The sequence below is a fragment of the Acidovorax sp. sic0104 genome (assembly GCF_019219095.1).
Taxonomy (GTDB): Bacteria; Pseudomonadota; Gammaproteobacteria; order Burkholderiales; family Burkholderiaceae_C; genus Acidovorax.
Genome location: NZ_JAHUWH010000006.1, coordinates 238,739 through 264,117 on the forward strand (window position 1 = coordinate 238,739; position 25,379 = coordinate 264,117).

Genomic DNA, 25,379 nt, shown 5'->3' on the forward strand with positions numbered 1-25,379 from the left:
ACCATGCAACACGACAAGATCCTCATTCTTGATTTCGGCTCCCAAGTCACGCAGCTCATCGCGCGCCGCGTGCGCGAAGCCCATGTCTACTGCGAAGTCCATCCCTGCGATGTGAGCAGCGACTGGGTGCGCGCATTCGCTGCGGATGGCCGCTTGAAGGGCGTCATCCTGTCGGGCAGCCACGCGAGTGTTTACGAGGTGGACGACCGCGCACCCGATGCCGTGTTTGAACTGGGCATTCCCGTCCTGGGCATCTGCTACGGCATGCAGACCATGGCCACCCAGCTGGGCGGCAAGGTCGAAGGTTCCAACAGCCGCGAGTTCGGCTACGCCGAAGTGCGTGCCCATGGTCACACCGAATTGCTCAAGGGCATCGAAGACTTCGCCACACCAGAAGGCCACGGCATGCTCAAGGTCTGGATGAGCCACGGCGACAAGGTCACCGAGCTGCCGCCAGGCTTCAAGGTCATGGCCTCCACACCGTCCTGCCCCATCGCGGGCATGGCCGATGAGGCGCGCAGGTTCTATGCGGTGCAGTTTCACCCGGAAGTCACGCACACGGTGCAGGGCCAGGCACTGCTCAACCGCTTTGTGATCGACATCTGCCGCACGCAGGCGGACTGGATCATGGGCGACTACATCGAGGAAGCCGTCGCCAAGATCCGTGAGCAGGTGGGTGACGAGGAAGTCATCCTGGGCCTGTCCGGTGGTGTGGACTCGTCGGTGGCTGCAGCCCTTATTCACCGCGCCATCGGTGACCAGCTCACCTGCGTGTTCGTCGACCATGGCCTGCTGCGCCTGAACGAAGGCGACATGGTCATGGAGATGTTCGAGGGCAAGCTGCACGCCCGCGTGATCCGCGTGGATGCCAGCGACCTGTTCCTCGGCAAGCTGGCCGGCGTGAGCGAGCCCGAAGCCAAGCGCAAGATCATTGGCGGCGAGTTCGTCACGGTGTTCAAGCAGGAGGCCGCCAAACTGAAGGCGGGGGACGGCGGCCACAAGGGCGCCACCTTCCTGGCCCAAGGCACGATCTACCCCGACGTCATCGAATCCGGCGGCGCCAAGAGCAAGAAGGCCGTCACCATCAAGAGCCACCACAACGTCGGCGGCCTGCCAGAGCAGTTGGGCCTCAAACTTCTGGAGCCTCTGCGCGACCTGTTCAAGGACGAAGTGCGCGAACTCGGCGTGGCCCTGGGCCTGCCGCCCGACATGGTCTACCGCCACCCCTTCCCGGGCCCTGGCCTGGGCGTGCGCATCCTGGGTGAAGTGAAAAAGGAATACGCCGACCTGCTGCGCCGCGCCGACGCGATCTTCATCGAAGAGTTGCGCAACTTCCGCGACGAAGCCACCGGCAAGACCTGGTATGACCTCACCAGCCAGGCCTTCACCGTGTTCCTGCCCGTCAAGAGCGTGGGCGTGATGGGCGATGGCCGCACCTACGACTACGTGGTCGCCCTGCGCGCCGTGCAGACCAGCGACTTCATGACCGCCGACTGGGCCGAGCTGCCCTACGCACTGCTCAAGAAGGTGTCGGGCCGCATCATCAACGAAGTGCGCGGCATCAACCGCGTGACCTACGACGTGAGCAGCAAGCCGCCAGCGACGATCGAGTGGGAGTGATCGGCTCGCCGTTCATCCCCGACGGGTCTGCCTGCGTTTCCAGCGAGATCGTGGACAGGCTCCAAACCTCGGCTCGGACATTCATGCGGATGGATGTCGGGGCAGTTGGTGGCGCGGAGCGTCAGCCCGTTCCGGGCTCCTGACCGGGAACCTTCAATAATTTGGTCTCAAGGCGTGCGCGCGGCCGTGCCCGCGCCGCCGCCTGCCTGTCAGGCCTTCGCCTTCGCCTCGCCCGTCTGCGGGTCGTAGGCCGCGCCATCCGGGCCGATGAGGTTGCCCGTGGCCGTGTCGAATCGGCTCAGGCGGTAAGTGCCTGCGCCTTTGCCGTCCAGGCCGATGTAGTCCCCGCTGGCGTAGGCCACCCGGTTGTTCTGGGCCACGATGCCGTCCTTGGTCCAGGTGTTGCTCATCAGCCATTCGGTCGCATCCGCGCCGGCCGGGGGGGAGATCTCTCCGCTCATGCGCATCTTGGCGAGCGTCGGGTCCATGCCGAAGCCTTCTGCTGCGAGCAGGGCGTCGGGATTGTTCCTGTAGTACGCCGCTGTTTCGCTCGACATCTTGGACAGGTCGCTCTTGACCAAGGTGGAGCCATCGGTCGGGAACCTGGACAGCTCGCCGCTGCGGATGGACGCGTAGTCTGCCGCGAAGTCGGGGTTGTTCTTGAAGAACATATAGCGGCCGACGACGGTGTCGTCGCCTCCACTCAGAGCGGTGGCAGTCAGCCGGATGTAGTCTGGTACTTCGTAGTCTGCCGCAAAGGTACTGCCCAGGCCTTTCTCCCACTGCTTGAACTCTTCCAGGTTGTTGAAAGGGGCCTTGGTGGCAGAGGCCTGCGATGACTCGGGGGCGGAGGTGCTGGAGCCGGCCTTGCCGTATCGGTCGGCCGTGGACTTGTAGGCGGGGTCGGCAGGCGAGGCGGCTGCGGCGGCCGGGGCCTTTGCATCGGTGGCGGGCACTTCGGCCGACAGCTCCTGCAGCGTGGCCCTGAGCTCCTTCAGAAAGGTCAGGGGGTCGGCGTCGGCATGGTTCTGCGCGGTGCGCTCTGCAGCGCGCGCGGCCAGAGCACCGGACACGCCCATGGATGTCAGCATGTTGGTGGCTTGGGAAACATCGAGCATCTTGTGACTCCTTCAGAGGCCGGGGCCGGTTGGTGGGAGGATGTCCTGCGCTTGCGCACAGGACGTTGCTCCTATGGTCCCCGAACCAGCGTTCCCCGGTCCCCGCGTAAGCGGTGCAAAGCACGGGCTTATCGCGCCACCGGTTTGCCCTTTCACCGGCGCTTCACCGGCGCTCAGCGGTGGCTTGTGTGCACACACCCCGGCGGGCCGCGATCGCGCTGGCCGATGAAGTGGCGGCGCGTTTTGACAGGACGATGCACCGGGGGAGCCGGGCCAGGAGTGCGCGGCGCCATGGTTTGCTACGAAAAAAATAGCTATTGGCGCTGATCCGGCAAGCGGTAGTGGCCATTTTCATTCAAAAAAAGCACCTCACTCCCTCTGCGCCACGCGCGGGCCGCCCGCGCAGGGGCGTCAAGCGCGCAACGGGGCCTCAGCCGATGGTCATCAGGCTGGCATTGCCTCCTGCGGCCGCGGTGTTCACGCTCAAGGCCCGTTCGATCAGCAGGCGTTCCAGCGGCACCTCGGTGCTGCCGGGTGGCAGTGCCGTGACGGCGACGATGGGGCCGGGTCGGTGTGCGAGCTTCTCGCACACGCTGCGCAGCGATTCAGTGCTGCCGTGGTGCAGCACTGCCACCATCTCGGTGCGCCCATCGGCCCAGGAGTCGCCTGTGGTCAGGACGCGTGCCTGCACGTCGGCCGGCAGGGTGGCGAGCAGTGGGGCTTGCACGTCCGGCCACACCGCCTTGCCGCCGCTGGCCAGCACGGCGGCCAGCTGGGTCAGCAGGTCGTCCTGCGTGGAGGCGATGCACAGCACCGTGGCCCGGGGCAGCAGGCTGTAGACATTGCGCTCGCCCGTGGGGCCGGGGAGGGTGCGTGCGGTGCCCGCCTGGCTTTCTGCGGCAAAGCGGCGGCAGATGGCGGCCAGGGCGCTGTGGCCCTGCATCTGCGCCCAGCGTTCGAGTGTGCGCAGGGGGGCGAGCAGGCCGTCGCGCGCTGACACGTCGGCGGGGGCGGTGCGGTCTGCGGCGGCAAAGGTCAGCGCCAGCGCGTTGGAGGGGCGTTCGGACAGCAGGCGCAGCAGGTACAGCGGGCCGCCGGCCTTGGGGCCCGTGCCCGACAGGCCTTCGCCACCGAAGGGTTGCACGCCGACCACGGCGCCCACCATGTTGCGGTTGACGTAGACGTTGCCGGCATGCGCGCGGTCCACCACGCGGGCGATGGTTTCGTCGATGCGGGTGTGCACGCCCTGCGTGAGGCCGTAGCCGGTGGCGTTGATCTGGTCGAGCAAGTGGTCCAGGTCCTTGCGGGCGTAGCGCACCAGGTGCAGTACGGGGCCGAAGACCTCGCGCTGCAGTTCGCTGATGCTGTTCAGCTCGATCAGCGTGGGCGTCACGAAGGTACCCTGCGCCACCTCGCCCGCCTCGCGGCGGCAGCGCTGGAACACGCGGTGGCCACGGCCCTTGAATGCCTCGATGTGCCGGTGGATGCCGCCCTGGGCCTCGGCATCGATCACCGGGCCCACGTCCACCGCCAGGGCGCCGGGGTTGCCCATGCGCAGCTCGCCCATGGCGCCCTCGAGCATCTCCACCACGCGGTCGGCGGCGTCCTCCTGCACGCACAGCACGCGCAGGGCCGAGCAGCGCTGGCCGGCGCTGTCGAAGGCCGAAGCGACCGCGTCGGTGACGACCTGCTCCACCAGGGCCGAGGAGTCCACGATCATCGCGTTCTGCCCACCGGTCTCGGCGATCAGCGGGATGGGGCGGCCCGCCGGGTCGAGCCGTCCTGCGACGGTGCGCTGCAGGATGCGCGCCACCTCGGTGGAGCCGGTGAACATGACGCCCATCACGCGCGCATCGCCGATCAGGCGGGCGCCCACGGTCTCGCCCTGGCCGGGCAGCAACTGCACGGCGGCGCGCGGCACGCCGGCACGCCAGAGCAGGCGCACGGCCTCGGCGGCGATCAGCGGGGTTTGCTCGGCCGGCTTGGCCAGCACCGGGTTGCCGGCGGCCAGGGCTGCGGCCACCTGGCCCATGAAGATGGCCAGCGGAAAGTTCCAGGGGCTGATGCAGGCCACGGGGCCCAGCGGGATGTGCGTGGCGTTGTCGAAGGTGGTTGTGACCTGGGCTGCGTAGTAGCGCAAGAAATCCACCGCCTCGCGCACCTCGGCAATCGCGTTGCTGGCGCTCTTGCCGGCCTCGCGCATCAACAGGCCCATCAGGGGCTGCAGGCGGTCTTCGAGCAGGTCGGCCGTGCGCCGCAGTGCCGCTGCGCGCTCTGAGGGTGCGATGGCGGCCCAGGCCGGGGCTGCCTGCTGCGCGTTCTGCAGCGCCTGATCCACATCGTCGGCCGTGGCCTCCTGCACCTGGCCTACCACGTCGCGCAGGTCGGCGGGGTTGCGCACGGGGGCCGTGGGGCCGGTGGCGGCATCGGCGGCCAGCATCGGGCCGGCCTTCCAGTCGTGCAGCGCGCTGGCCTGCAGCGTGGCGCTCAGTTGGGCCAGCACGGCGTCGCTCGCAATGTCCAGGCCCTGCGAATTGGGGCGGCCCGTGCCATACAGCGCGCCGGGCAGGGGGATGCGCGGGTGGGGCAGGGCGGCTTGGCCCTCTCGGGCGGCGGCTTCGTCCACCACCTGCACGGGGCTGTGCACCAGTTCGGCCAGCGGGATGGTCTCGTCGGCGATGCGGTTCACGAAGGAGGTGTTGGCGCCGTTCTCCAGCAGGCGGCGCACCAGGTAGGCCAGCAGCGTCTCGTGCGTGCCTACGGGGGCGTAGATGCGGCAGGGGCGGCCCAGCTTGCCGGCCGTGGTGGCGCCCACCACCTGTTCGTACAGCGGCTCGCCCATGCCGTGCAGGCACTGGAACTCGTACTGGCCCGCATAGTAGTTGCTGCCCGCCAGCTGGTAGATGGTGGCCAGGGTCTCTGCGTTGTGCGTGGCGAACTGCGGGTACACGGCCTCGGGCGCGGCCAGCAGCTTGCGCGCGCAGGCCACGTAGGAGATGTCGGTGTGCACCTTGCGGGTGTAGACCGGGTAGTCGGCCAGGCCGTCGATCTGTGCGCGCTTGATCTCGCTGTCCCAGTAGGCGCCCTTGACCAGGCGCACCATGAGGCGGCGGCCGGTGCGCCGGGCCAGGTCGATGACGAAGTCGATGACATACGGGCAGCGCTTCTGGTAGGCCTGGATCACGAAGCCGATCCCGTTCCAGCCGGCCAGGCTCTCTTCATGGCACAGCCGCTCCAGCAGATCGAGCGAGATCTCCAGCCGGTCGGCCTCTTCGGCGTCGATGTTGATGCCGATGTCGTAGCTTTTGGCCAGCTCGGTCAGGCGCACCACCTGCGGGTAGAGCTCGTCCATCACGCGGCCGAACTGCGCGCGGCTGTAGCGCGGGTGCAGGGCCGACAGCTTGATCGAGATGCCGGGGCCTTCGTAGATGCCGCGCCCGGCCGATGCCTTGCCGATGGCGTGGATGGCCTGCTCGTACGAGGCGTAGTAGCGCTCGGCGTCGGCCGTGGTCAGCGCGGCCTCGCCCAGCATGTCGTAGGAGTAGCGAAAGCCCTCGGCCTCCATGCGGCGGGCGTTGGAAAGCGCCTCGGCAATGGTCTCGCCGGTCACGAACTGCTCGCCCATCATGCGCATGGCCATGTCCACGCCCTTGCGGATCAGCGGCTCGCCGCCCTTGCCGATGAGGCGGCCCAGCGAGGCGCCCAGGCTGCCTTCGCTGTGCGTGGCCACCAGCTTGCCGGTGATGAGCAAGCCCCAGGTGGCGGCGTTGACGAAGAGCGAAGGGCTCTTGCCCAGGTGCGGCTCCCACTGGCCGTTGCTGATCTTGTCGCGGATCAGCGCGTCGCGCGTGGCCTTGTCGGGGATGCGCAGCAGCGCCTCGGCCAGGCACATCAGGGCCACGCCTTCCTGCGACGAGAGCGAGAACTCCTGCAGCAGGCCCTGCACGATGCCTGCGCGTCCCGTGCCCGCCTTGCGCTCGCGCAGGGCGCCCGCAATGCGCAGTGCCAGCTGCTGCGCTGCAGCGGCCACGCTCTGCGGCAGGCGGGCCTGCGCCAGCAGCGGCTCCAGGGCCGCGGGCTCGGGGCGGCGGCAGGCGGCGGTGATGGCGGCGCGCAGGGGGTTGGCCACCGGGGTGCGCGGGGCGAAGTCGGCGAAGGCGGCAGAGGCGGGCTGGGTCATGGTGAGTCTCGCAGGGAAAAATTCGGCCCCGACGGCGATCAGGACCTGCTGGAGGGGATCATCTCTGGACTCGCGGTGAATAAATGTTCGAAAATCAGCGTATCAAGCGAATGAATCACTAGAGTCAATGACCAACGATGCTGATCTGGACCGTATCGACCGCCGGATTCTGTCAATCCTGCAGGAAGACGGCCGCATTGCCAACCTCAAGCTGGCGGAGGCCGTGGCCCTGTCGCCCACTGCGGTGCTGGCGCGGGTGCAGCGGCTCACGCGCGACGGCTTCATCCTGGGATACGAGGCTCGGCTGAACCCGCTCAAGCTGGGGGCGGGCATGCTCGTCTTCGTGGAGGTGCTGCTGGACCGCACGACGCCCAATGTGTTCGACCAGTTCAAGGCGGCCGTCCAGGTGCACCCCGAGATCATGGAATGCCACATGGTGGCCGGGGGCTTCGACTACCTGCTCAAGACCCGCTCGGCCGACATGAATGCCTACCGCGTGTTCGCGGGCGCCGTGCTGTGGCAGCTGCCGGGCGTGCGCGAGACGCGCACCTACGCGGTGATGGAAGAGGTCAAGCACACCAACCACCTGCATCTGCGCGCTGCATGACGCGGGCCCGCAAGCGGCTGCCTGCTTTCCTGCCACAGCCGCGTTGGCTGCGCATGCCAAAGCCCGCATAATGTCCGGCAGTTACGTCTGATCGAGGAGAAAAAACATGAAGGCCTTTGCCTATGCTGCGGCAGCCCTGGCGGCTGCGTTTTTCAGCCAGTCCGCCGCCGCTTCCTGCTATGTGGTGTACGGCCCCGACCAGGACATCGTGTACCGTGCGCCCGAGCCGCCGATCGACATGTCGCGCCAGATCCACGAAACCCTGCCCCTGGTGGCGCCCAACTCGACGCTGGTGTTCAGCCCGGACAACTACAACTGCGAGGTGACCATCAACAAGCTGCCCCTGGCTGCCGCCTCGATGCGCGTTGCTCCTGGCGCACGTGCGGCGCGCGCCGACCGCGGCTGAGCGTCTGCAGGCAACCAGGTCCGGACAGGCGCAGTCCCGGGCCTGAGACAATCGGGGGATGAGCGAACCGAAAGAACTATCCCCCTCGTTTGAACCTTGCGCGCAAGAAGCCTCCGACCTGCCCGAAGGCTGGCTGCAGGTGCAGTCCATGGACCTCGACGCCCAGGGCGTGGCCCGCAAGCCCGACGGCAAGGTCGTCTTCATCGATGGTGCCCTGCCGTTCGAGCTGGTCACCGCCAACACCCACCGCAAGAAGAACAACTGGGAACAGGCCAGCCTGACGGCGATCCACCGTGAATCGTCGCAGCGGGTGCGCCCCGGCTGCCAGCATTTCGGGCTGCATGGCGGTGCGTGCGGGGGCTGCAAGATGCAGCACCTGCACGTGGGCGCACAAGTGGCCGTCAAGCAGCGGGTGCTGGAAGACAACCTCTGGCATCTGGGCAAGGTCAAGGCCGAAACCGTGATGCGCCCCATCGAAGGGCCCGCCTGGGGCTACCGCTACCGCGCACGCCTGGCGGTGCGCCATGTGATCAAGAAAGGCACGGTGCTCGTGGGCTTTCATGAGCGCAAGAGCCGCTACATCGCGGACATGCAGACCTGCAAGATCCTGCCGCCGCACGTGGATGCCATGCTGATGCCCCTGCGCTCGCTGATCGCGGGCATGGATGCCCGGGACACCTGCCCGCAGATCGAACTGGCCTGCGGCGACACCGTCACCGCCATGGTGCTGCGGCACCTGGAGCCGCTGAGCGTCGGCGACCTGGCGCGGCTGCGCGCGTTTGCCGCCGAACATGGCGTTCAATGGTGGCTGCAGCCCAAGGGCCCGGACACGGTGAAGCTGCTGGACGAGGGCGGCGAGCAACTGTCGTATGCGCTGCCCGACTTTGGCATCACGATGCCCTTCAAGCCCACGGACTTCACGCAGGTGAACCCGCACATCAACCGCGTGCTGGTAAGCCGGGCGCTGCGACTGCTGGACGTGCAGCCGCATGAGCGCGTCATCGACTGGTTCTGCGGCCTGGGCAACTTCACGCTGCCCCTGGCCACGCAGGCCCGCGAGGTACTGGGCATCGAAGGCAGCGAGGCCCTGGTGGCCCGCTCCCGTGAAAACTATGCATTGAATCAGCGTGCATCCCTTGATGGTAAAGCGCTGGCAGCTACTGATTTTGTAGCGCGCAACCTTTTCGAGATGACGCCCGAAATGCTGGTGGCCGATGGATCGGCAGACAAGTGGCTGGTGGATCCGCCGCGCGAAGGCGCGTTTGCGCTGGCCAAGGCGCTGGCCGACATCGAGCAATCACGCATCGGCGCCGACGGCGCGGGCCCGCTGCCCGCCGGGGCCGAGAACTGGACGCCGCCCCAGCGCATCGTCTACGTGAGCTGCAACCCCGCCACGCTGGCGCGGGACGCGGGCCTGCTGGTGCACCTGGGGGGCTACAAGTGCACGGCGGCAGGCATGGTCAACATGTTCCCGCACACGGCGCACGTGGAAAGCATGGCGGTGTTCGAGCGGGCTTGATGGGGCGTGGGGGGGCAGGGCACAGTCCTGCCATGGCCCCCTGCGCGCACCGGGGCTTCAGCGCCTGGCCGTCAGCTGCGGCTGCGGCTGGCTGCGGGGTCGCGCGTTTCGGTTTCGATGTCGGCGCTGCTGCCCTTGCGCTCGGGCTTCTTGACCTCGCCCAGCACTGACGGCGTGCCTTCGATCTTGTTTTCGCGCATATAGGCGTCCATGTCCTTCCAGCCTGCAAACACAGATGCCTTGGCGGCCTTGGGGTTGAGCGTGTAGCAGTCTTCCAGCCCGCGCAGCGCATGGCGGCAGGCGCCACCGATGGCCTTGGCCTCGGCATCGCGCTGCGCAATGCGCGGGTCAGGCCCCAGTCCGGGGATCTTGTCGCAGCCAGCCAGCAGCAGCGCAAGGGCTGCCACGGCCAGCAGGCGCAGCGAGGTGGAGGGCAGGTTGCGATACATGTACTTGCATTATCGGCAGGACTTCGCCGCGATTGAGGCTTGACCTTGGCGCAAGCTCAACAAAAAGAAAAAGGCTCCCGAAGGAGCCCTGTGGCGCGCGCGGCAACGGCGGCGGTCGAAACTGGCGCAGTACCATCCCAGTGCACCCGTGGAACCGGCTTCGCCGGGCCACCGGGTGCGTCCCCCTTGGGGGAAGCTGCGCAGCCGCTCAGGGGGTTACTCGCGCTCTCCACCCATGATGCCCAGCAGTGCCAGCAGGCTCTGGAACACGTTGAAGACGTCCAGGTACAGGGCCAGGGTGGCGCTGATGTAGTTGGTCTCGCCACCGTCCAGGATCTGCTTGATGTCGTACAGCATGTAGGCACTGAAGATGCCGATGGCCGCCATCGAGATCGCCATCATGCCCACGCTGGAGCCGACGAACACGTTGATGATGCCGCCCACCATGAGCACCATCGCGCCCACGAAAAGCCACTTGCCCATGCCTGACAGATCGCGCTTGATCACGCTGGCCAGGCTGGCCATCACGAAGAACACGCCTGCGGTGCCGGCAAACGCCGTCATGATGAGGTCGGTACCGTTCTTGAAGCCCAGCACCATGCCGATCAGGCGCGAGAGCATCAGGCCCATGAAGAACGTGAAGGCCAGCAGCACGGGCACGCCAGCCGCAGAGCGCTTGGTCTTTTCGATCGCGAACATGAAGGCGAACGCGCCGCCCAGGAACACGATCAGGCCCACGCCGCCGCGCAGCGACTGGGTGATGCCGGTGGCCACGCCGACCCAGGCGCCCAGCACCGTGGGGATCATGCTCAGCGCGAGCAGCCAGTAGGTATTGCGAAGCACCCGGTGGCGGTCTTCCTGCGAGATGCCATAGCCCGCAGAGTGGCCCAGGGTGGTGACTTGGTCGTTCAACATCTTGTGTCTCTCCTTGTTGGCCTGCACAGCGCAGACATTGCAAATTCTAGGTGGAGGCGGTTTTTTGCCCTGCAATGGCCATGGCCGGTTACCTACTTTTGGTAAGGGTACTTTCACCCTGCGTAGGGGTGAGGGGCCCGTGCGATGCCGCTATGCTTGCTGGCTCTGCGCTCGCGGCCTGCACAAGGCGCATGCGAGCGGCCTCTTTTTCCACATTCCTGTTCCCTTTTCTCCCCTACCCGGACACACCATGAAGACCAAGCACGAACTCGAACTCGCCGACGTCAAGGCCATTGCCGCAGCAGCCGAAGCCGAAGCCCTGAAGAACAACTGGGCCGTGACCATTGCCATCGTGGACGACGGCGGCCACCTGCTGTGGCTGCAGCGCCTGGACGGCGCGGCAGCCGTGTCTTCGCACATTGCCCCCTCGAAGGCCCGCACGGCCGCCATGGGCCGCCGCGAGAGCAAGGTGTATGAGGACATCGTCAACGGCGGCCGCACTGCGTTCCTGAGCGCGCCTGGCATCGACGGCCTGCTCGAAGGCGGCGTGCCGATCCTCAAGGACGGCCAGTGCCTGGGCGCGGTGGGGGTGAGCGGCGTGAAATCCACCGAAGACGCGCAGATCGCACGTGCAGGCATCGCCGCGCTGGGTTTGTGATATTGCTCTTAAATGTATAGCTACTGGCGCTTGTCCATCAGGCGCCAGGGCTGTTTTTAGCGATTGATTTTCAGGGGCAATGCAAGCGTTGCCCACAAAAAAACCGGCCCACAGGCCGGTTTTTGCATTGGAGAACCCTGGGGCAGAAAAAAAGCCTGGCTACGCGGGCGAACCCGTTGGCTGGCAAAAACGACCCTTGCGAGCTTGTTGCAAGCCCGGGAGTCGCCCCACGATGAAACTAGGTGCCTTGGCCGCTGCGCCGGAGGTGGTCTCCACTGGTGCGCATGCGGTGGGCGCGGTTGACTGTGTTACAGGGATGCGGCGCGGCGTGGTGTCATTTGGTCAGGATCAGCTTGCCCAGCTTGGTCGCCTGCAGGCGGTACACCGACCCGTTGTGGCTGATGGCCACGGCCTTCTGGCCCTGCAGCAGGGAGCTGCTGTCGACCGCAGCTGCGGTAGGTTCTGTGCGTTGGCTTGCTTGCCCGTCGGCGTGCGAGACCCCCTTGCTGGCAGAAGCGGGGCGCAGGATCGAAGCGGCGGTCAAAGTGGCTTGCATGGGTTTTTCCTGGTGCGTTTGATTGCGTTTTGCTAATGATAACGATTCGCAATTACAAGTCAAGCGACTGGAGTGTTTCTTTTTGTTCTTTTGCTTGCCGGGCAGAATCTGACCACAGCGGTCATTCAGATCAAGGATTCCGAACATGATGAAGATTGACGGTGCGTGCTACTGCGGTTCGATCGCCTACGAGGCCGAGGTGCAGCCGGGCACCATCACGGTCTGCCACTGCGATGATTGCCAGGGCCACTCAGGCTCTGCCTTCCGGGCCAACATCGCGGCTCCTGCGTCCAGCTTTCGGCTGACCCGGGGCACGCCCCGCACCTACATCAAGACTGCCGCCAGCGGCAACCAGCGCGCTCTGGCGTTCTGCGAGGTGTGCGGCAGCTCGCTCTATGCCTGCGCTGTGAGCGATCCCGCCACTTATTCACTGCGGATCGGCACGATCGAACAACGGCACGAGCTCGGCTCGCCGCAGCGGCAGATCTGGACATGTAGGCGACATGACTGGGTGGGGTTGCCGGAAGGCACGGCGTCGTTTGAGGAGCAGCCGTAAACGCGAGCGATAGGGGAACCAGAGTAGCTGTTGCGGGCCTGAGCCGACGATTGGCATCATGCTTCAAAGCGGGCCATTGTTATACGATGCGCTTGCTCGCAGTTTAGGCGTCACCACGTATGCAAAGCGTTAACACAATGGTCGATCGATGGCAAAAGGAGGGGCTAGTCTTACTTCCCCCAGAGACCGAATCGGCCGTCCGCGAGGCCTTTGAGACTGTCGGGAGGGTCGCCACATCTGACGTGCTCTCAATGTATGCCGTTCTTGGTGGCATGGAGCAGATGGATCGTGAGTATTGGCGACTGTGGCCATTGACTGAGCTGGTGAGCGAGAACTCAGACCAATCCTTGCAAGGCGTCTTGTTCTCTGACTACCTTATCAATTGCTGGAGCTATAGACTCGTCCCAAATGCAAACGACACGAGTTCGGTATTTTTAGATTACTTTGACGGCAAGCAGCCCATTCAAGTCGCCAGCAGCGTTGACGAATTTTTCAAAAAGTATGTGCTGGACCCATTCAGTTTGCTGGAAGGGCCTTACCCAGGTTCGTCAGCCGGCTGTAATGCGTAGTGTTCGTTCGAGCAGAACTGCCTACGGCAGGCCGCATAGGTCAAACGTTGAGTGTCCGCTTTTCCTAAGAGTCACCGCTTGATTTTGGCCGGAAGCCGGTATCGTATCAATAATAATATCCGGCTAGAAAGACTCCAGCCGGTGCCAGAAAACGCTTCCGGAGCAATGCTGAATATGGGTCTGTTTGATTTTTCTGCGTGGCTGAACGACGAATACCTTAAGCCTCTACGGATGAGGCCCGCGTCAAAATAAAAGCAACGCGAAGATCCAAAAGAAACCCAGCGCGCCCTCTGCAGGCAAAGCATGCAGCTGGCGGGCCGGGTGGCAGGGGCAGGGCTAAGGGCTGTCTCGCAGCCCCTGAATCAAGGCGCCGGGTCGGTCACAAACCCGATCTTGCGCACGCCCGCCCGCTGTGCCGCCGCCATGGCCTGGGCCACGCGTTCGTAGCGCACTTCCTTGTCGCCGCGGATGTGCAGGTCGGGCTGGGGCTGCTTGGCGGCTTCGGCCTGCAGGCGGGGGAAGAGTTCTTCTTCCGTGACCTGCGTCTCGTTCCAGAAGTACTTGCCGTCGGCCGACACGGACAGGCGCACGGTCTCGGGCTTGACGTCCTCGGGCTGGTTCGTGGCGCGGGGCAGGTCCACGTTGACCGAGTGCTTCATCACCGGCACGGTGATGATGAAGATGATGAGCAGAACCAGCATGACGTCCACCAGGGGCGTCATGTTGATCTCGTTCATCACGTCATCGGCATCGTCTTGGGTTCCGAAGGCCATGGCTTAGTTGCCTTTCTTGATGGGCAGGACCTTGGCCTGTTCGCCGCCGGCAGACACGCGGGCGCCGGTCACGAAGTAGGCGTGCAGGTCGTGCGCGAAGCTGTTGAGGCCGCCCAGGATGGACTTGTTGCCGCGCACCAGGGCGTTGTAGCCCAGCACGGCGGGGATGGCCACGGCCAGGCCCAGGGCGGTCATGATCAGCGCTTCGCCGATGGGGCCCGCCACCTTGTCGATGGTGGACTGGCCCGACGTGCCGATGGCGACCAGCGCGTGGTAGATGCCCCAGACGGTGCCGAACAGGCCGATGAAAGGGGCGGTGGAGCCGACCGAGGCCAGGATGGCCAGACCCGATTGCAGGCGGGCGGTGAATTCGTCGATGCAGTTGCGCAGGCAGCGGGTCACCCAGTCGCTGACGTCCAGGCTGTCGTGCAGGTGGGCCTTGGTGTTGCGGTGGTGGGCCGTGGCTTCGCGGCCTTCCAGCGCCAGGTGGCGAAAGGGGTTGGTATTGTCGGTGCCCAGCTTGGACAGGCCGGCGGCGAAGTCCTCGCTGTGCCAGAAGTCCTGTGCGGCACGGGTGTGCTTCTTGAACTTGATGATGTCCAGGGCCTTGATGAGGATGACGATCCACGAGGCCAGCGACATGGCGAGCAGGATGACTGCGACCGCGCGGGTGACGAAGTCACCCTGGATCCATACGTTGGCGATGCCGAATTGCGATTCCATGAAAAACTCCCTGAAGCTGTGATCTGAAGCGTTGATTGACTGGTTATTCGAGAACGAAGTTGACAGGGACCAGATTCCACATGGTCTCGGCCACGCCGTTGCGTTTGCCTGGCACGAAGCGCCAGCGCATGACAGCCTCCTGGGCCTGCTTGTCCAGGCGCTCGAAGCCGCTGGACTTGTTGATTTCCACCTTCTGGGGCAGGCCGTCGGTGCCGATGAGCACGCGCAGCACCACCTTGCCCTGCTCGCCCATGCGCTTGCTGATGGCGGGGTAGCTGGGCTTGGGGTTGTTCAGGTAGGCCGCGTCGCTGGACGGCAGCTCGATCTTGGGCGGTGCCGGCGGCGCGGGTGGCGCGGGGGGAGCCGGGGGCGCGACCGGGGCCTCGATGGGCGGGGCGGGGGGCTGCGGCGTGGTCACGCCCACGGGGGCGTTGGGCGCTGGCGTCGGGTCCGGGATGGCCACGGGCATGGGGGCCGGGCGTGGCGCCACCTTGGGGGCCGGTCGGGGTGGCGGCGGTGGTGCGGGTGGCGGGGGGGTGATCTTGGGAGGGGCGGGCGGCGCGATGAACTCGCTCAGGAGCTCGGCCGGCACGATGACTTCGGCCGCGCGGCGCAGAAGCCCCGATTGCAGGGCCCAGATGCCTGCGACGTGCAGTGCAATGACGGAGCCCACGATCACGGTGTTGCGACTGACACCCCCGGGGGTGGCAAAACGATCAGGGTGAGACATAAAAATGATAGCAGCCAGCGCTTGCGCAGCAAGCGCTAGAGCCCTAAGACACCTTTGTTATTTGCGAAAGATCCACCAGGCCGAGCCTGCGACGAGGATCAGGCTGCCAGCGAGTGTTGAGAGGAGTTCCATGACTTGCTTTCCAGGATGGAGCTGGCAAGCTGGATCGTCTGCGGCGCGGCCTCATTGTGCAGGGCGGCCACAGGGTTCGAAACACTGCACTGTGCCACCACGTCGCGTGCGCAGCTTTCGCAGCACCCGCATTGGGTGGCCACGCCCAGCTCGAACTGGATTTCGTCAAAGCTCATGCCGGCACGTGCGTGGCGGGCGATCTCACGGTCCGAAATCCGGCGGCATACACAGACGATCATGGCGGCAGGCAGTGTGGCTGGCTGTTGAAGGTGTCGCTATTATAAATAAGAATCTATCGCATTTGCAATAAACCATTTCTGCCGGGAGGGAGAAACGGCGAGGCGGCGTCGCCGCCGCGGGCTCAGCCGGGCGGGCTCTCGCCGGTCAGCAGGGCCTGTGTGGCATCGGCCAGCGTTGCGCAGCCGGTCAGGGCCATGGCGATTTCCAGTTCGTCGCGCAGCAGCCGCAGCACGTGGGCCACGCCGGTGGCGCCTGCGTTGGCCAGGCCCCAGACTGCGGGGCGGCCCACCAGTACGGCGGACGCGCCCAGGGCCATGGCCTTGAGGACGTCCGTGCCCCGGCGGATTCCTCCGTCCACCAGCACCGGTACGGCGCCGCCCACGGCCTGCACCACGCGCGGCAGGGCGGTGGCCGTGGCGGGGGCGGTGTCGAGCGTGCGCCCTCCGTGGTTGGAGACAATGACTCCGGCCACGTCTGCGGCAACGGCCTGGCGCGCATCTGCGGGGTGCAGCACGCCTTTGAGCAGCACCGGCAGCCGCGTGACGGACCGCAGCCATGCGATGTCGTCCCAGGTGGGCGCGTGGTGCAGCAGGTTGTCGAACAGCGCGCTGTGGTCCGGGCCCAGTGCAGCGGCAGGCGGGGGCTGCATTCCGGCCAGGTTGACGGGACCGATGCCGGCGGGCAGCCGAAAGCCCGCACGGCGCTCCCGGTCGCGTGCACCGCTGGTGGGTGCATCGACGGTCAGCACCAGCGCTTCGTAGCCTGCGGCCTCGGCCCGCTGCACCAGCGCACGGGTAAAGCCGCGGTCCGGTTGCAAGTACAGCTGAAACCACAGCGGGCCGCGCCCGGCGTCGGGCAGCACTGCCTGGGCCACGGCCTCGAGCGGCACGCTCGCCTGTGTGCTGAGCACCACCCCCGCGCCCAGCGCCGCCGCTGCATAGGCCATGGCCACTTCGCCGTCGGCGTGCGCCAGGCGCTGAAAAGCGATGGGGGCCAGCAGGATGGGGTGGGCAAGCGTGCGGCCCAGCAGGGTGACGCGGGTGTGCCCGCCCGCCAGCGGACGCAGCACACGCGGCCACAGGGGCAGGGCATCCCAGGCGGTGCGGTTGCTGCGCAGACTGATCTCGTCGGCCGCGCCTCCGCTGAAGTACGCCCAGGCGTTGTCGTCCAGGTGCTGCCGAGCGTGCTGCTCGTGGTCCGCCAGGCTCACGAGGCCTGGCGGAAGCTGTTGGCGTGCGGGGGCGTGGGTCATGGCAATGAAAAAAGCACCTGGCGCTTGCTGGGTCAGCGCGAGATGCTATTGATATAGGAGCAACGGGATGTCGGCGCCTGTGGCGTGGGCTTGTGCCCGCAACGCGATAGGCGCCCGGTGGTGGCGTTCACACGTCGGCCCACATGCGCAGCAGGTTGTGGTATGTGCCCGACAGCGCGATGACCGACGGGTCCTTCTCGCCCACGCTCTGGCGAAGGCGCAGCAGGGCCATGTCCATGTCGAACAGCAGCTGGCGCTGCTCGAGCCCGCGCACCATGCTCTCCACCCAGAAGAAGCTGCTGATGCGGTGGCCGCACGTGACGGGGGAGACCTGGTGCACGGTGCTGCTGGGGTACAGGATCATGTCGCCGGCCGGCAGCTTGATGCGTTTTTCGCCCCAGGCTTCGGTGGCCACGAGCTCGCCGCCTTCGTATTCGTCGGGCGGTGTCAGGAAGAGGGTGCACGAGAGGTCGCTGCGCACCCAGCAGTTGTCGGCCTTGGAGTGCATGACGGCGCTGTCCACATGGCTGCCATAGAAGTTGGCGCCGTCGCCGTAGTTGTTGAAAAGGGGGTTGTAGATGCGCCGGGGCAGGGCGGCCGAGAAGAAGAGCGCGTTGCGGGCCAGCGCGGCCTTGACGATGCCTTGCAGCTGGGCCGACAGCTCGCTGCCCTGCGCGAGCTGCAGGTTGTTCTTCTGGTGCACGGCCTGGCCGCCGGCGCTGCGCGCGCCATCGACCCAGGGTGTGTCCGGCGCCCAGAGCTTTTGCCGGAAGAGGGCGGCCTCTTCGGCCGTCAGGACGTCTTTGATGTGCAGGAACATGGGGTCCGATTGTGACTCCGCCCCAATGAAGGGGCGGAGTCGTTTCGTCAAAACATCGGCACTTTCCGTGCGTCAGGGACGCGCCTCAAGCGCATCGCATGCGCATCAGAAGCGCGTCTTGAGCGACAGCTGCACGGAGCGCGCCGTGCCCGGCGTGTAGAAGCCGCGGTACAGGCCATCGGCGTACGTACGGTCGAACAGGTTGTTGACGTTGAGCTTGAGCGAGGTCTTGTCGTCGAAGGCGTACTCGACCATGGCGTCCATCACCGCGAAGCCGCTGGCGTACACGGCGCGCGAGCCTTCGGGGTTCTGCTTGCTGCGGTAGGTCACGCCGGCACCGACGCGGATCTTGGAGTTGACGGCGTAGGTCGTCCACACGCTGCCGCTGTGCTTGGGCGTGAGGCCGGGGCGGTCGCCCTGCGCCTGGGCGCCACCTCCGTTGGCTGGCACCACCACATTGCTGTGGTCGATCTTGGCCGATGGGATCCAGGTGTGGTTGGCGAACAGTTCCCACTGGGGCGTCAGGCGGCCGGCCAGGTTGAATTCCATGCCGGTGGCGTGGCGCTTGCCGGACAGCAGCTCTTGCTGGGCTGCGGTGTCGGGGTCGGTGTTGCGCTCGTTGTACTTCTGGCTGTAGAAGGCGGCCACACCCAGCAGGGCGCGGCGTTCGAACAGCTCGAACTTGCTGCCGATCTCGAAGTTGCGGCTCTTCTCGGGGTCGGTGTTGGCCGTGCGCGCCGTGGTCGTGCCGGGGTTGCCGAACTGGTAGGTGTCGCCCGACGTGTTGTACGAAGTGCCATACGAGACGTAGTACGAGGTCAGCTCGGTGGGCTGGAACAGCACGCCCACGCGGGGGCTGACCAGGCTGTCGGAGCGGGAGTTGCTCAGCGCGCCTGTGGCGTTGCGGTAGGACGCCTTGAAGTTGTCATAGCGCAGGCCGCCTACGAGCTTGAGCGTGTCGTTCAGCGAGACCGTGTCCTGGAAGTACAGGCCCAGGTTGCGCGAGCTGAAGGTGTTCCACTGCACCGGTGCGCGGCCATCGGCCACCCACGCGCCATCGTTGGGCGAGCCGACGGTGGTGTTGGGGCGCGGCGTGGTGTTGGCGTAGTTCTGGTTGCGCTTGGCATCGTCGTCGTAGTAGTCGACACCGGCCAGCACCGCGTGCTTGCGGCCACCCCAGTTGAAGGTGTTGTTGTAGTCGCTTTGGACCTGCAGCACTTCGCTCTCGCCCAGGCGGCCCTTGGAGCCACGGGTCAGCGCGGTGTTGCCATTGATCTGGTCCAGCGTGATGCTCCCGTTCTGGAAGCCGATGGTGCTGGCCAGCAGGTCGCGCTCGTACTTGCCATAGCGCAGGCGCGTGGTCAGCTCGCCGTTGTCGTCGAAGCGGTGGATGTGGCCCAGCGTGAGGTACTGCGACGTCGTGTTGTTGTGGTCGCTGGCCAGGCCGTAGTAGTTGCGGGCTTCGAGCGGCGTGTTGATCTTGCCGTCGACCAGGCGCCAGGGGTGGTTGTACAGCGGACGGCCCTTGGACTCAAGGTAGTACAGCCCGATGGAGAACTCGTCACGCGTGCCGATACCCCAGGCGAACGTGGGAGCGATGCCGCGCTTGTCCTGCTTGGCGCCGTAGTTGTCGTACTCCTGGACCATGGCGTTCAGGCGGAAGGCCGCGTTTTCGCCGGTCTTCCAGTTGAAGTCGCCCGTGGCGCGGTGGAACTTGCCGGTGCCGAAGGTGTAGCTGGCCTCGTGCTGGTCGATCAGCAGCGGGTACTTGTTGACCTGGTTGACCACGCCGCCGGTCGAGCCCTTGCCGAACAGCATGGAGGCAGAACCCTTGAGCACTTCGATGCGGTCGTTGTTGAACGTGTCGCGTTCGATCAGCGGAGCGTCCTTCATGCCGTCCACATAGATGTCGCCGGCCAGGCCCAGCGAGAAGCCGCGCATGCGCACGTCTTCCTCGCCCGTTTCGCCCGACTGGAAGGTCACGCCCGCTGTGGTGCGCAGCACTTCGCGGAAGTCGTCCTGGTTGCGGTCGTTCATCAGCTTTTCGGTGAACACCGTCACGGACTGGGGAATGTCCTTGATGTCCTGGCTGCCCTTGCCGACCGTGGTCTTCTTGAGCAGCACGGTGTCCTTGCCTTGCACTTCGGCCGCTTCCTGCACCGTCACGGTGGACATGGTGGCTTCCTTGGCGGCGGTCTGGGCCATGGTGCCCATGGAGGCGGCCAGCATCAGGGCGCCCAGGGGCAGCAGGGCCATGTCGGAGGACACGCCGGTCGAAGCGGAAACAGGGGATGCGTTGTTACGCAGCGCGGTGCTGCGGCGCTGAGCGCGGGATTTTGCCAAGATGGCCTCCGTCAATGGGGATGTGCAGATCGGTGTCCGGTGGACACGCAAAGCGAGCCGGATGCAATGACGCTTGTGAGAAATACTTCACAAAGTCATGCTTCTTCGTGCATCTTTATGTTACATCGAATGAGGGTCATTCTCATTTGCATTGATGTTCACACGCCACACTTTTGGAGTGTACGGGCGAAAAAAAAGCCGGCAGAGCCGGCTTTTCTCGGGGCGTGAAGCGCTTACTTGACGTGCTTGCCGATCAGGCCAGCCAGTTCGAACATCGACACCTGGGGCTTGCCGAACAGCTCCTTGAGCTTGGCATCGGCGTTGATGTTGCGCTTGTTGGTGGCGTCCTGCAGGTTGTTGGCCTTGATGTAGACCCACAGCTTGCTGATGATCTCCGTGCGTGGCAGCGGCGCCGAGCCCACCACGGCAGCCAGCGCGGGGCTGGGCGTGAGCGCCTTCATGAAGGCGGCGTTGGGGGTGCGCTTCTTGGCGGGGGCGGCGGCCTTGGTGGCGGGAGCCTTCTTGGCCGCAGGGGCTGTTTTTGCCGGAGCTTTTTTTGCAGTTGCCATGTTGGGTTTTCCTAGTTGGACGTCAATCTTTACCAGCGAAAACGGAGGGCGTCCCACTGGCAGGCCGATGCTACTGGGAAAAAAACGCGTTTCCAAGGGAGAAACCGCTTTTTTTGCCTCGATTTGTAGCTGTGGAGCCCTCTGGCGGCCACAAATCGGCTCGCCGCCCCGCCGCTGCTGGCGCCGAGGGGTTGTGAAGGGCGCCTCGGCTGGTCTGCGCGGCAGGGCAGGGCCTATGGTGGGCCCGCCTTGTTCCTGCGTCCTGTGGCGCCGCCGCGCAGCGCCCCGGCGCTGGGGCCTGCGCAACAATGGCGGGGCTTCCTCTTCATCCAACCCTGGCCTGAACGAAAGGTTTTCCGCCATGTCCAACGCCCATCCGCCTGCTTTCAGCACCTGCGACTTCTGCGATGCCCACAAAGGGGACACCACCGGGTCGTTTCGCGTGCTGCCGCCCGTGTTCCAGTCGTTCGGCGGCGTGGCGCAATTCAGTGGGCCGGTGAGCACCGTCAAATGCCATGAGGACAACACCCCCGTGAAGGCGGCGGTCGAGTCGCCCGGCCAGGGGCGTGTGCTGGTGGTGGACGGCGGGGGCTCCCTGCGCCGCGCCCTGGTGGGCGGCAACCTGGCCGCCGCCGCGGCGCGCAACGGCTGGGCGGCGCTGGTGGTGGACGGCTGCGTGCGCGACGTGGCCGAGCTCAACGCCGCCGCCGTGGGCATCCGCGCGCTGGCGCTCATGCCGCTGCCGACCGAGCGCCGCAGCGAAGGCCAGCGCGACGTGCCGGTTCTGATCCAGGGCGTCTGGGTGCGGCCCGGCGACTGGCTGTATGCCGATGCCGACGGCATCGTCGTCGGCGCCACGCAGCTCCACGCCTGACCGCTGCTTCTCGCCCCATCCTTCTTTCGATCGGGCTGCCGGCGCGTCAACCGCGCCGGCCCATGCGCAGGGCTGCGCGCGAGGGCAGGGTGGCCAGCAGCACGCTGGCCAGCGCGATGCCGAAGGCCAACAGCTGCAGCCCCGTGAGCGACTCGCCCAGCACCAGCACCCCCACCAGTGCCGCGCTCACCGGCAGCAGGACCGAAAACACCCCGCCTTGCGCCGCAGGCACGGCCTTGAGCCCGGTCATCCACAACCACACCGTCCACATGCAGGCGGCCAGCGCGTAAAAAACTAGCAGCACCCAGGTGCCCCAGCCCACTGCGGCGAAGTCAAAGCGCAGCGCCATGTACAGCCCCACGGGCGTGGTCAGCGCAAAACCCCACAGGTTGATGAGCGAGGTGATGCGCTTGGGCCCCAGGCTCCCCGTGAGTTTCTTGCCGATGACGGTGTAGGCGGCCTCGCAAAGCACCGCGCCGACCAGCAGCAGTTGTCCAAGCCAAGCCAGATTTTGGCTGTTTTCGCCGCCTGAGGCTGAGCCGGCGTGCGCTGCGTGCTCTGGTTTTGATAGTGAAAACAACGCAATGCCGATGACCGCGCACACCACGGCGATCCAGGTGCGCGGTGCCACACGCTCGCGCAGGAAGGCCCAACCCATCACCGCGACCGCGGCCGGTATGGCTGCCAGCGTCACGCCGGCCGAGATCGCATCGGTCAGGCTCACGCCGTACAGCATGCAGATGCTGAACAAGACATTGCCCAGGAAGGATTCCAGAAACAGCAGGCGCCTGGTCTGCGGGGTCAGGGGTGGTTCGCCGGCCGGCTTGCGCAGCCAGTGCAGCATGGCAATGCCCCCGATGCCGAATCGCATCCAAGCGAGCAGGAACACCGGCAGCACCGCCGCCAGCGGCTTGGACAAGGCCACATAGCTGCCCACCAGCGCCATGCTGAGGGCCAGGCACAAATAGGCGAAAGGGCGGCTGGGTGTCGTCACTAAACTGGCGTCTGATCAACAAAAAAAGAGTGCGCATCATGCCCGACGAAAGCAGTGCCCCGCAGGCGTCCCGCTGGGTTTTTGTCTACGGCACCCTGCGAAAGGGCGGCAGCAATGACATCACCCGGCTACAGCCCGCACCGCAGTTTGTGGGGCGTGGGCGCATCGCCGGCACCCTGTACCACCTGGGCGCGTACCCGGGTGTCACGCTCGGCGGGCCGCAGTGGGTGCAAGGCGAGGTCTATGCCATCGAGGCGGCGCTGGAGGCCGTGCTCGACGAGATCGAGTCCCTGGGCGAGAACCCGACGGACGAGTACATCAAGCGTGAGCTCGACGTCGATGTGGAGGGCACCGTCCTGCCCTGTCTCGTCTATGAAATCAACCCGCGCTACGTGCTGGACGCGCCGCGCGTCCCAGAAGGCGACTGGGTGAAGTTCCTTTGACGCCACCCTGCTGCGCAGCCTGCGGCCTGCCGCGGCGCGGTCCGCAGGCAAGCTCTACCATCCGACGGGAATCATTATTTTTGCAATATGGAATTTTGATTCCATATCGCGGAACGTGATAGATGTTGCATTGCGGCAATTTTTCTCGATATGAGAAATCAATTTCTGTATTGAGAAATTGCGTGTTTAAGTTGTTGTTTTGGAAGGAGAAAATTTATCTCTTGTATAAGACATAAGAGCTTGCTCAAGTCTTATAGAAGACTTAAAGTTGTCTCCAAGGGCGGCACCAGCAGCCCGGCGTTTTCAACCAACCTCTGGAGTGACCCCATGCCCCAATCCCTGAACGAACAACTGAGCCGCGAACAGCAAATTGCCGCCCTGGAAAAAGACTGGGCCCAGAACCCCCGCTGGAAGGGCGTTAAGCGCGGTTACTCCGCCGCCGACGTGGTGCGCCTGCGCGGCTCGCTGCCCATCGAGCACACGCTGGCCAAGCGCGGCGCTGAAAAGCTGTGGGACAAGATCAACGGCGGCGCCAAGAAGGGCTACGTGAACGCCTTCGGCGCCATTTCCGCCGGTCAGGCCATGCAGCAGGCCAAGGCCGGTCTGGAAGCCGTGTACCTGTCGGGCTGGCAAGTGGCCGCCGACGGCAACACCAGCGAAACCATGTACCCCGACCAGTCGCTGTACGCCTACGACTCGGTGCCCACCATGGTCCGCCGCATCAACAACACCTTCAAGCGTGCTGACGAAATCCAGTGGGGCCGTGGCATCAACCCCGGCGACAAGGAATTCATCGACTACTTCCTGCCCATCGTGGCCGACGCGGAAGCCGGTTTCGGCGGCGTGCTCAACGCCTTCGAACTGATGAAGAACATGATCCAGTCGGGCGCTGCCGGCGTTCACTTCGAAGACCAGCTGGCTGCCGTGAAGAAGTGCGGCCACATGGGTGGCAAGGTGCTGGTGCCCACGCAGGAAGCCTGCGAAAAGCTGATCTCCGCACGCTTTGCCGCTGACGTGATGGGCGTGCCCACCATCGTGCTGGCCCGCACCGATGCGGAAGCCGCCAACCTGATCACGTCCGACCACGACGCCAACGACAAGCCCTTCCTGACCGGCGAGCGTACGCAAGAAGGCTTCTACCGCGTGAAGAACGGCCTGGAGCAAGCCATCAGCCGCGGTGTCGCCTACGCCCCCTACGCCGACCTGGTGTGGTGCGAAACCGGCGTGCCGGACATCGGCTTTGCCCGGGAATTCGCCCAGGCCGTGCACGCCGCCTGCCCCGGCAAGCTGCTGTCGTACAACTGCTCGCCATCGTTCAACTGGAAGAAGAACCTGAACGACAAGCAGATCGCTTCGTTCCAGGAAGACCTGTCTGCGCTGGGCTACAAGTACCAGTTCATCACGCTGGCCGGCATCCACATCAACTGGTTCAACACCTTCCAGTTCGCCCATGCATACGCCCAGGGCGAAGGCATGAAGCACTACACCGAGATGGTGCAGGAACCTGAATTCGCAGCACGCGAGAAGGGCTACACCTTTGTGTCGCACCAGCAGGAAGTGGGCGCAGGCTACTTCGACGACGTGACCACGGTGATCCAGGGCGGCTCGTCCTCTGTGAAGGCCCTGACGGGTTCGACGGAAGAAGAGCAGTTCCACTGATCTGATAGCCGATAGACCTTGGCGCTCGGCAGGGCGCTGAGGTCGGGTTGATGCAAAACCACCGGGTGCTTCGGCATCGCGGTGGTTTTTTGTTTTGAAGGGCTTGGCTCGAGCTATTGCGGCTGCATGGCCGCCCCGAGTCATGCCGGGCGGAAATCGATGGGCGTCGGTGTTTCAAACGCTCATATTCGGCATCGTGTTGCCACGCCACGACGGTGCAGTAGTGTGCTGCGCCTTGCGGGTTCCTAGGAGGTGCCTTTGGTAACAATTTTCATGCACGAGGCTTATGCGTGAGTTCTTGCTTCCCTTCTAGACTGCATCGCCAAAATGTAGATGGGCTGGATCTAAGTCGAGGCCACATGTGCTCCGAAACAGTAAATTTTTATAGCTGCGCATTTTTTGTGCTGAAGTAAAATTTTTGAGTGCAGTACTGAGATTAAATTAAATACTGAGAGGGCAGGGGGATGATTAAGAAGTTGCTGGCTGTGTTGCGTCGGGTTGCTGTGTTTTTGGTTATGGTCGCTGGGTTAATGTCGCAAAGCAGCATGGCGGGATTACTTCAGGATGATTCCCGTCCCAACAGCCCGGGAAATACTACTCATTGGTATCAGCAGCAGTTCTACTCCACTTGGGAGGAGGCTCGTGACGCCTGTTTTGGATTCGTGGAGCAAATC

At 65.1% G+C, this 25,379-nt stretch carries 24 protein-coding genes; 10 read left to right on the forward strand and 14 right to left on the reverse strand.

Going from position 1 to position 25,379, the window contains the following annotated elements; genetic code table 11:
* Window positions 1-3: 3 nt before the first annotated feature.
* A complete protein-coding gene (guaA, locus tag KW835_RS12290) occupies window positions 4-1,620 on the forward strand; it encodes a glutamine-hydrolyzing GMP synthase (protein ID WP_218382658.1) in 1,617 nt (538 codons plus the stop codon).
* A 209-nt stretch (window positions 1,621-1,829) separates the two neighbouring features.
* Here the strand turns inward: guaA and KW835_RS12295 are convergent, their stop codons facing one another.
* Window positions 1,830-2,738 (reverse strand): hypothetical protein, encoded by a 909-nt coding sequence (locus tag KW835_RS12295; protein ID WP_218382659.1) that lies wholly within the window; start codon window positions 2,736-2,738, stop codon window positions 1,830-1,832.
* A gap of 430 nt (window positions 2,739-3,168) precedes the next feature.
* The gene (putA, locus tag KW835_RS12300) at window positions 3,169-6,918 is read right to left on the reverse strand and encodes a trifunctional transcriptional regulator/proline dehydrogenase/L-glutamate gamma-semialdehyde dehydrogenase (protein ID WP_218382660.1); all 3,750 of its coding nucleotides are present in this window, start codon (window positions 6,916-6,918) and stop codon (window positions 3,169-3,171) included.
* A gap of 127 nt (window positions 6,919-7,045) precedes the next feature.
* Between putA and KW835_RS12305 the strand changes: the two genes are divergently transcribed.
* From KW835_RS12305 to rlmD, 3 genes are all read left to right on the forward strand, one after another.
* Window positions 7,046-7,525 (forward strand): Lrp/AsnC ligand binding domain-containing protein, encoded by a 480-nt coding sequence (locus KW835_RS12305; protein ID WP_218382661.1) that lies wholly within the window; start codon window positions 7,046-7,048, stop codon window positions 7,523-7,525.
* A 106-nt stretch (window positions 7,526-7,631) separates the two neighbouring features.
* Window positions 7,632-7,931, forward strand: coding sequence for a hypothetical protein (locus tag KW835_RS12310; RefSeq protein ID WP_218382662.1), 300 nt, complete (start codon window positions 7,632-7,634; stop codon window positions 7,929-7,931).
* Window positions 7,932-7,989: 58 nt separating this feature from the next.
* The gene (rlmD, locus tag KW835_RS12315; protein ID WP_218382663.1) at window positions 7,990-9,450 is read left to right on the forward strand and encodes a 23S rRNA (uracil(1939)-C(5))-methyltransferase RlmD; all 1,461 of its coding nucleotides are present in this window, start codon (window positions 7,990-7,992) and stop codon (window positions 9,448-9,450) included.
* A gap of 71 nt (window positions 9,451-9,521) precedes the next feature.
* On the opposite strand, the gene KW835_RS12320 is transcribed toward rlmD, so the two are convergent.
* Both KW835_RS12320 and KW835_RS12325 read right to left on the reverse strand, forming a co-directional pair.
* A complete protein-coding gene (locus KW835_RS12320; protein ID WP_218382664.1) occupies window positions 9,522-9,899 on the reverse strand; it encodes a hypothetical protein in 378 nt (125 codons plus the stop codon).
* 216 nt (window positions 9,900-10,115) lie between these two features.
* Window positions 10,116-10,811 (reverse strand): Bax inhibitor-1/YccA family protein, encoded by a 696-nt coding sequence (locus tag KW835_RS12325; RefSeq protein ID WP_218382800.1) that lies wholly within the window; start codon window positions 10,809-10,811, stop codon window positions 10,116-10,118.
* Between the two features lie 253 nt (window positions 10,812-11,064).
* On the opposite strand from KW835_RS12325, the gene KW835_RS12330 reads away from it, so the two are divergent.
* Entirely contained in the window at window positions 11,065-11,472 is a 408-nt protein-coding gene (locus KW835_RS12330) for a heme-binding protein (protein ID WP_218382665.1), read from the forward strand.
* Between the two features lie 334 nt (window positions 11,473-11,806).
* Here the strand turns inward: KW835_RS12330 and hemP are convergent, their stop codons facing one another.
* Window positions 11,807-12,028 (reverse strand): hemin uptake protein HemP, encoded by a 222-nt coding sequence (gene hemP / locus KW835_RS12335; protein ID WP_056413745.1) that lies wholly within the window; start codon window positions 12,026-12,028, stop codon window positions 11,807-11,809.
* Window positions 12,029-12,173: 145 nt separating this feature from the next.
* Between hemP and KW835_RS12340 the strand changes: the two genes are divergently transcribed.
* Window positions 12,174-12,584: a GFA family protein gene (locus KW835_RS12340; RefSeq protein WP_255593493.1), complete on the forward strand. Its 411-nt coding sequence runs from the start codon at window positions 12,174-12,176 to the stop codon at window positions 12,582-12,584.
* Window positions 12,585-12,835: 251 nt separating this feature from the next.
* Entirely contained in the window at window positions 12,836-13,153 is a 318-nt protein-coding gene (locus KW835_RS12345) for a hypothetical protein (RefSeq protein ID WP_218382666.1), read from the forward strand.
* 362 nt (window positions 13,154-13,515) lie between these two features.
* Here KW835_RS12345 and KW835_RS12350 read toward each other — a convergent pair whose 3' ends face one another.
* From KW835_RS12350 to KW835_RS12385, 8 genes are all read right to left on the reverse strand, one after another.
* On the reverse strand, window positions 13,516-13,926 hold the full coding sequence (locus KW835_RS12350; protein ID WP_056171957.1) for a biopolymer transporter ExbD: 411 nt from the start codon (window positions 13,924-13,926) through the stop codon (window positions 13,516-13,518).
* Window positions 13,927-13,929: 3 nt separating this feature from the next.
* Entirely contained in the window at window positions 13,930-14,649 is a 720-nt protein-coding gene (locus tag KW835_RS12355; RefSeq protein ID WP_218382667.1) for a MotA/TolQ/ExbB proton channel family protein, read from the reverse strand.
* Between the two features lie 43 nt (window positions 14,650-14,692).
* Window positions 14,693-15,379: an energy transducer TonB gene (locus tag KW835_RS12360; RefSeq protein ID WP_218382668.1), complete on the reverse strand. Its 687-nt coding sequence runs from the start codon at window positions 15,377-15,379 to the stop codon at window positions 14,693-14,695.
* Window positions 15,380-15,477: 98 nt separating this feature from the next.
* Window positions 15,478-15,750: a bacterioferritin-associated ferredoxin gene (locus KW835_RS12365; RefSeq protein ID WP_218382669.1), complete on the reverse strand. Its 273-nt coding sequence runs from the start codon at window positions 15,748-15,750 to the stop codon at window positions 15,478-15,480.
* Window positions 15,751-15,872: 122 nt separating this feature from the next.
* The gene (locus tag KW835_RS12370) at window positions 15,873-17,003 is read right to left on the reverse strand and encodes an alpha-hydroxy acid oxidase (RefSeq protein WP_218382670.1); all 1,131 of its coding nucleotides are present in this window, start codon (window positions 17,001-17,003) and stop codon (window positions 15,873-15,875) included.
* Window positions 17,004-17,130: 127 nt separating this feature from the next.
* The gene (locus KW835_RS12375) at window positions 17,131-17,823 is read right to left on the reverse strand and encodes a Fe2+-dependent dioxygenase (RefSeq protein WP_218382671.1); all 693 of its coding nucleotides are present in this window, start codon (window positions 17,821-17,823) and stop codon (window positions 17,131-17,133) included.
* Between the two features lie 105 nt (window positions 17,824-17,928).
* Window positions 17,929-20,166 carry a TonB-dependent receptor gene (locus KW835_RS12380; RefSeq protein WP_370633621.1) on the reverse strand — a complete coding sequence of 746 codons (2,238 nt, stop codon included), beginning with the start codon at window positions 20,164-20,166 and terminating at the stop codon, window positions 17,929-17,931.
* Between the two features lie 233 nt (window positions 20,167-20,399).
* Entirely contained in the window at window positions 20,400-20,735 is a 336-nt protein-coding gene (locus tag KW835_RS12385) for an SWIB/MDM2 domain-containing protein (RefSeq protein WP_218382672.1), read from the reverse strand.
* Window positions 20,736-21,096: 361 nt separating this feature from the next.
* Here KW835_RS12385 and rraA point away from each other — a divergent pair, with 361 nt between their 5' ends.
* Entirely contained in the window at window positions 21,097-21,609 is a 513-nt protein-coding gene (gene rraA / locus KW835_RS12390) for a ribonuclease E activity regulator RraA (protein WP_218382673.1), read from the forward strand.
* Window positions 21,610-21,655: 46 nt separating this feature from the next.
* Here the strand turns inward: rraA and KW835_RS12395 are convergent, their stop codons facing one another.
* Complete coding sequence (locus KW835_RS12395; protein ID WP_339385538.1) at window positions 21,656-22,603, reverse strand: DMT family transporter; 948 nt, start codon at window positions 22,601-22,603, stop codon at window positions 21,656-21,658.
* 38 nt (window positions 22,604-22,641) lie between these two features.
* On the opposite strand from KW835_RS12395, the gene KW835_RS12400 reads away from it, so the two are divergent.
* Complete coding sequence (locus KW835_RS12400; RefSeq protein ID WP_218382674.1) at window positions 22,642-23,046, forward strand: gamma-glutamylcyclotransferase; 405 nt, start codon at window positions 22,642-22,644, stop codon at window positions 23,044-23,046.
* 327 nt (window positions 23,047-23,373) lie between these two features.
* Complete coding sequence (aceA, locus tag KW835_RS12405; protein WP_218382675.1) at window positions 23,374-24,705, forward strand: isocitrate lyase; 1,332 nt, start codon at window positions 23,374-23,376, stop codon at window positions 24,703-24,705.
* The last annotated feature ends 674 nt before the right edge of the window (window positions 24,706-25,379 follow it).

Coding starts and splice junctions, on each gene's coding strand:
- KW835_RS12305 (WP_218382661.1), top strand. CDS start 7,046: ATGACCAACGATGCTGATCTGGACCGTATCGACCGCCGGATTCTGTCA.
- putA (WP_218382660.1), bottom strand. CDS start 6,918: ATGACCCAGCCCGCCTCTGCCGCCTTCGCCGACTTCGCCCCGCGCACC.
- KW835_RS12320 (WP_218382664.1), bottom strand. CDS start 9,899: ATGTATCGCAACCTGCCCTCCACCTCGCTGCGCCTGCTGGCCGTGGCA.
- rraA (WP_218382673.1), top strand. CDS start 21,097: ATGTCCAACGCCCATCCGCCTGCTTTCAGCACCTGCGACTTCTGCGAT.
- KW835_RS12345 (WP_218382666.1), top strand. CDS start 12,836: ATGTATGCCGTTCTTGGTGGCATGGAGCAGATGGATCGTGAGTATTGG.
- KW835_RS12365 (WP_218382669.1), bottom strand. CDS start 15,750: ATGATCGTCTGTGTATGCCGCCGGATTTCGGACCGTGAGATCGCCCGC.
- rlmD (WP_218382663.1), top strand. CDS start 7,990: ATGAGCGAACCGAAAGAACTATCCCCCTCGTTTGAACCTTGCGCGCAA.
- KW835_RS12400 (WP_218382674.1), top strand. CDS start 22,642: ATGCCCGACGAAAGCAGTGCCCCGCAGGCGTCCCGCTGGGTTTTTGTC.
- KW835_RS12355 (WP_218382667.1), bottom strand. CDS start 14,649: ATGGAATCGCAATTCGGCATCGCCAACGTATGGATCCAGGGTGACTTC.
- aceA (WP_218382675.1), top strand. CDS start 23,374: ATGCCCCAATCCCTGAACGAACAACTGAGCCGCGAACAGCAAATTGCC.
- hemP (WP_056413745.1), bottom strand. CDS start 12,028: ATGCAAGCCACTTTGACCGCCGCTTCGATCCTGCGCCCCGCTTCTGCC.
- KW835_RS12330 (WP_218382665.1), top strand. CDS start 11,065: ATGAAGACCAAGCACGAACTCGAACTCGCCGACGTCAAGGCCATTGCC.
- KW835_RS12310 (WP_218382662.1), top strand. CDS start 7,632: ATGAAGGCCTTTGCCTATGCTGCGGCAGCCCTGGCGGCTGCGTTTTTC.
- KW835_RS12340 (WP_255593493.1), top strand. CDS start 12,174: ATGATGAAGATTGACGGTGCGTGCTACTGCGGTTCGATCGCCTACGAG.
- KW835_RS12385 (WP_218382672.1), bottom strand. CDS start 20,735: ATGGCAACTGCAAAAAAAGCTCCGGCAAAAACAGCCCCTGCGGCCAAG.
- guaA (WP_218382658.1), top strand. CDS start 4: ATGCAACACGACAAGATCCTCATTCTTGATTTCGGCTCCCAAGTCACG.
- KW835_RS12350 (WP_056171957.1), bottom strand. CDS start 13,926: ATGGCCTTCGGAACCCAAGACGATGCCGATGACGTGATGAACGAGATC.
- KW835_RS12295 (WP_218382659.1), bottom strand. CDS start 2,738: ATGCTCGATGTTTCCCAAGCCACCAACATGCTGACATCCATGGGCGTG.
- KW835_RS12370 (WP_218382670.1), bottom strand. CDS start 17,003: ATGACCCACGCCCCCGCACGCCAACAGCTTCCGCCAGGCCTCGTGAGC.
- KW835_RS12360 (WP_218382668.1), bottom strand. CDS start 15,379: ATGTCTCACCCTGATCGTTTTGCCACCCCCGGGGGTGTCAGTCGCAAC.
- KW835_RS12375 (WP_218382671.1), bottom strand. CDS start 17,823: ATGTTCCTGCACATCAAAGACGTCCTGACGGCCGAAGAGGCCGCCCTC.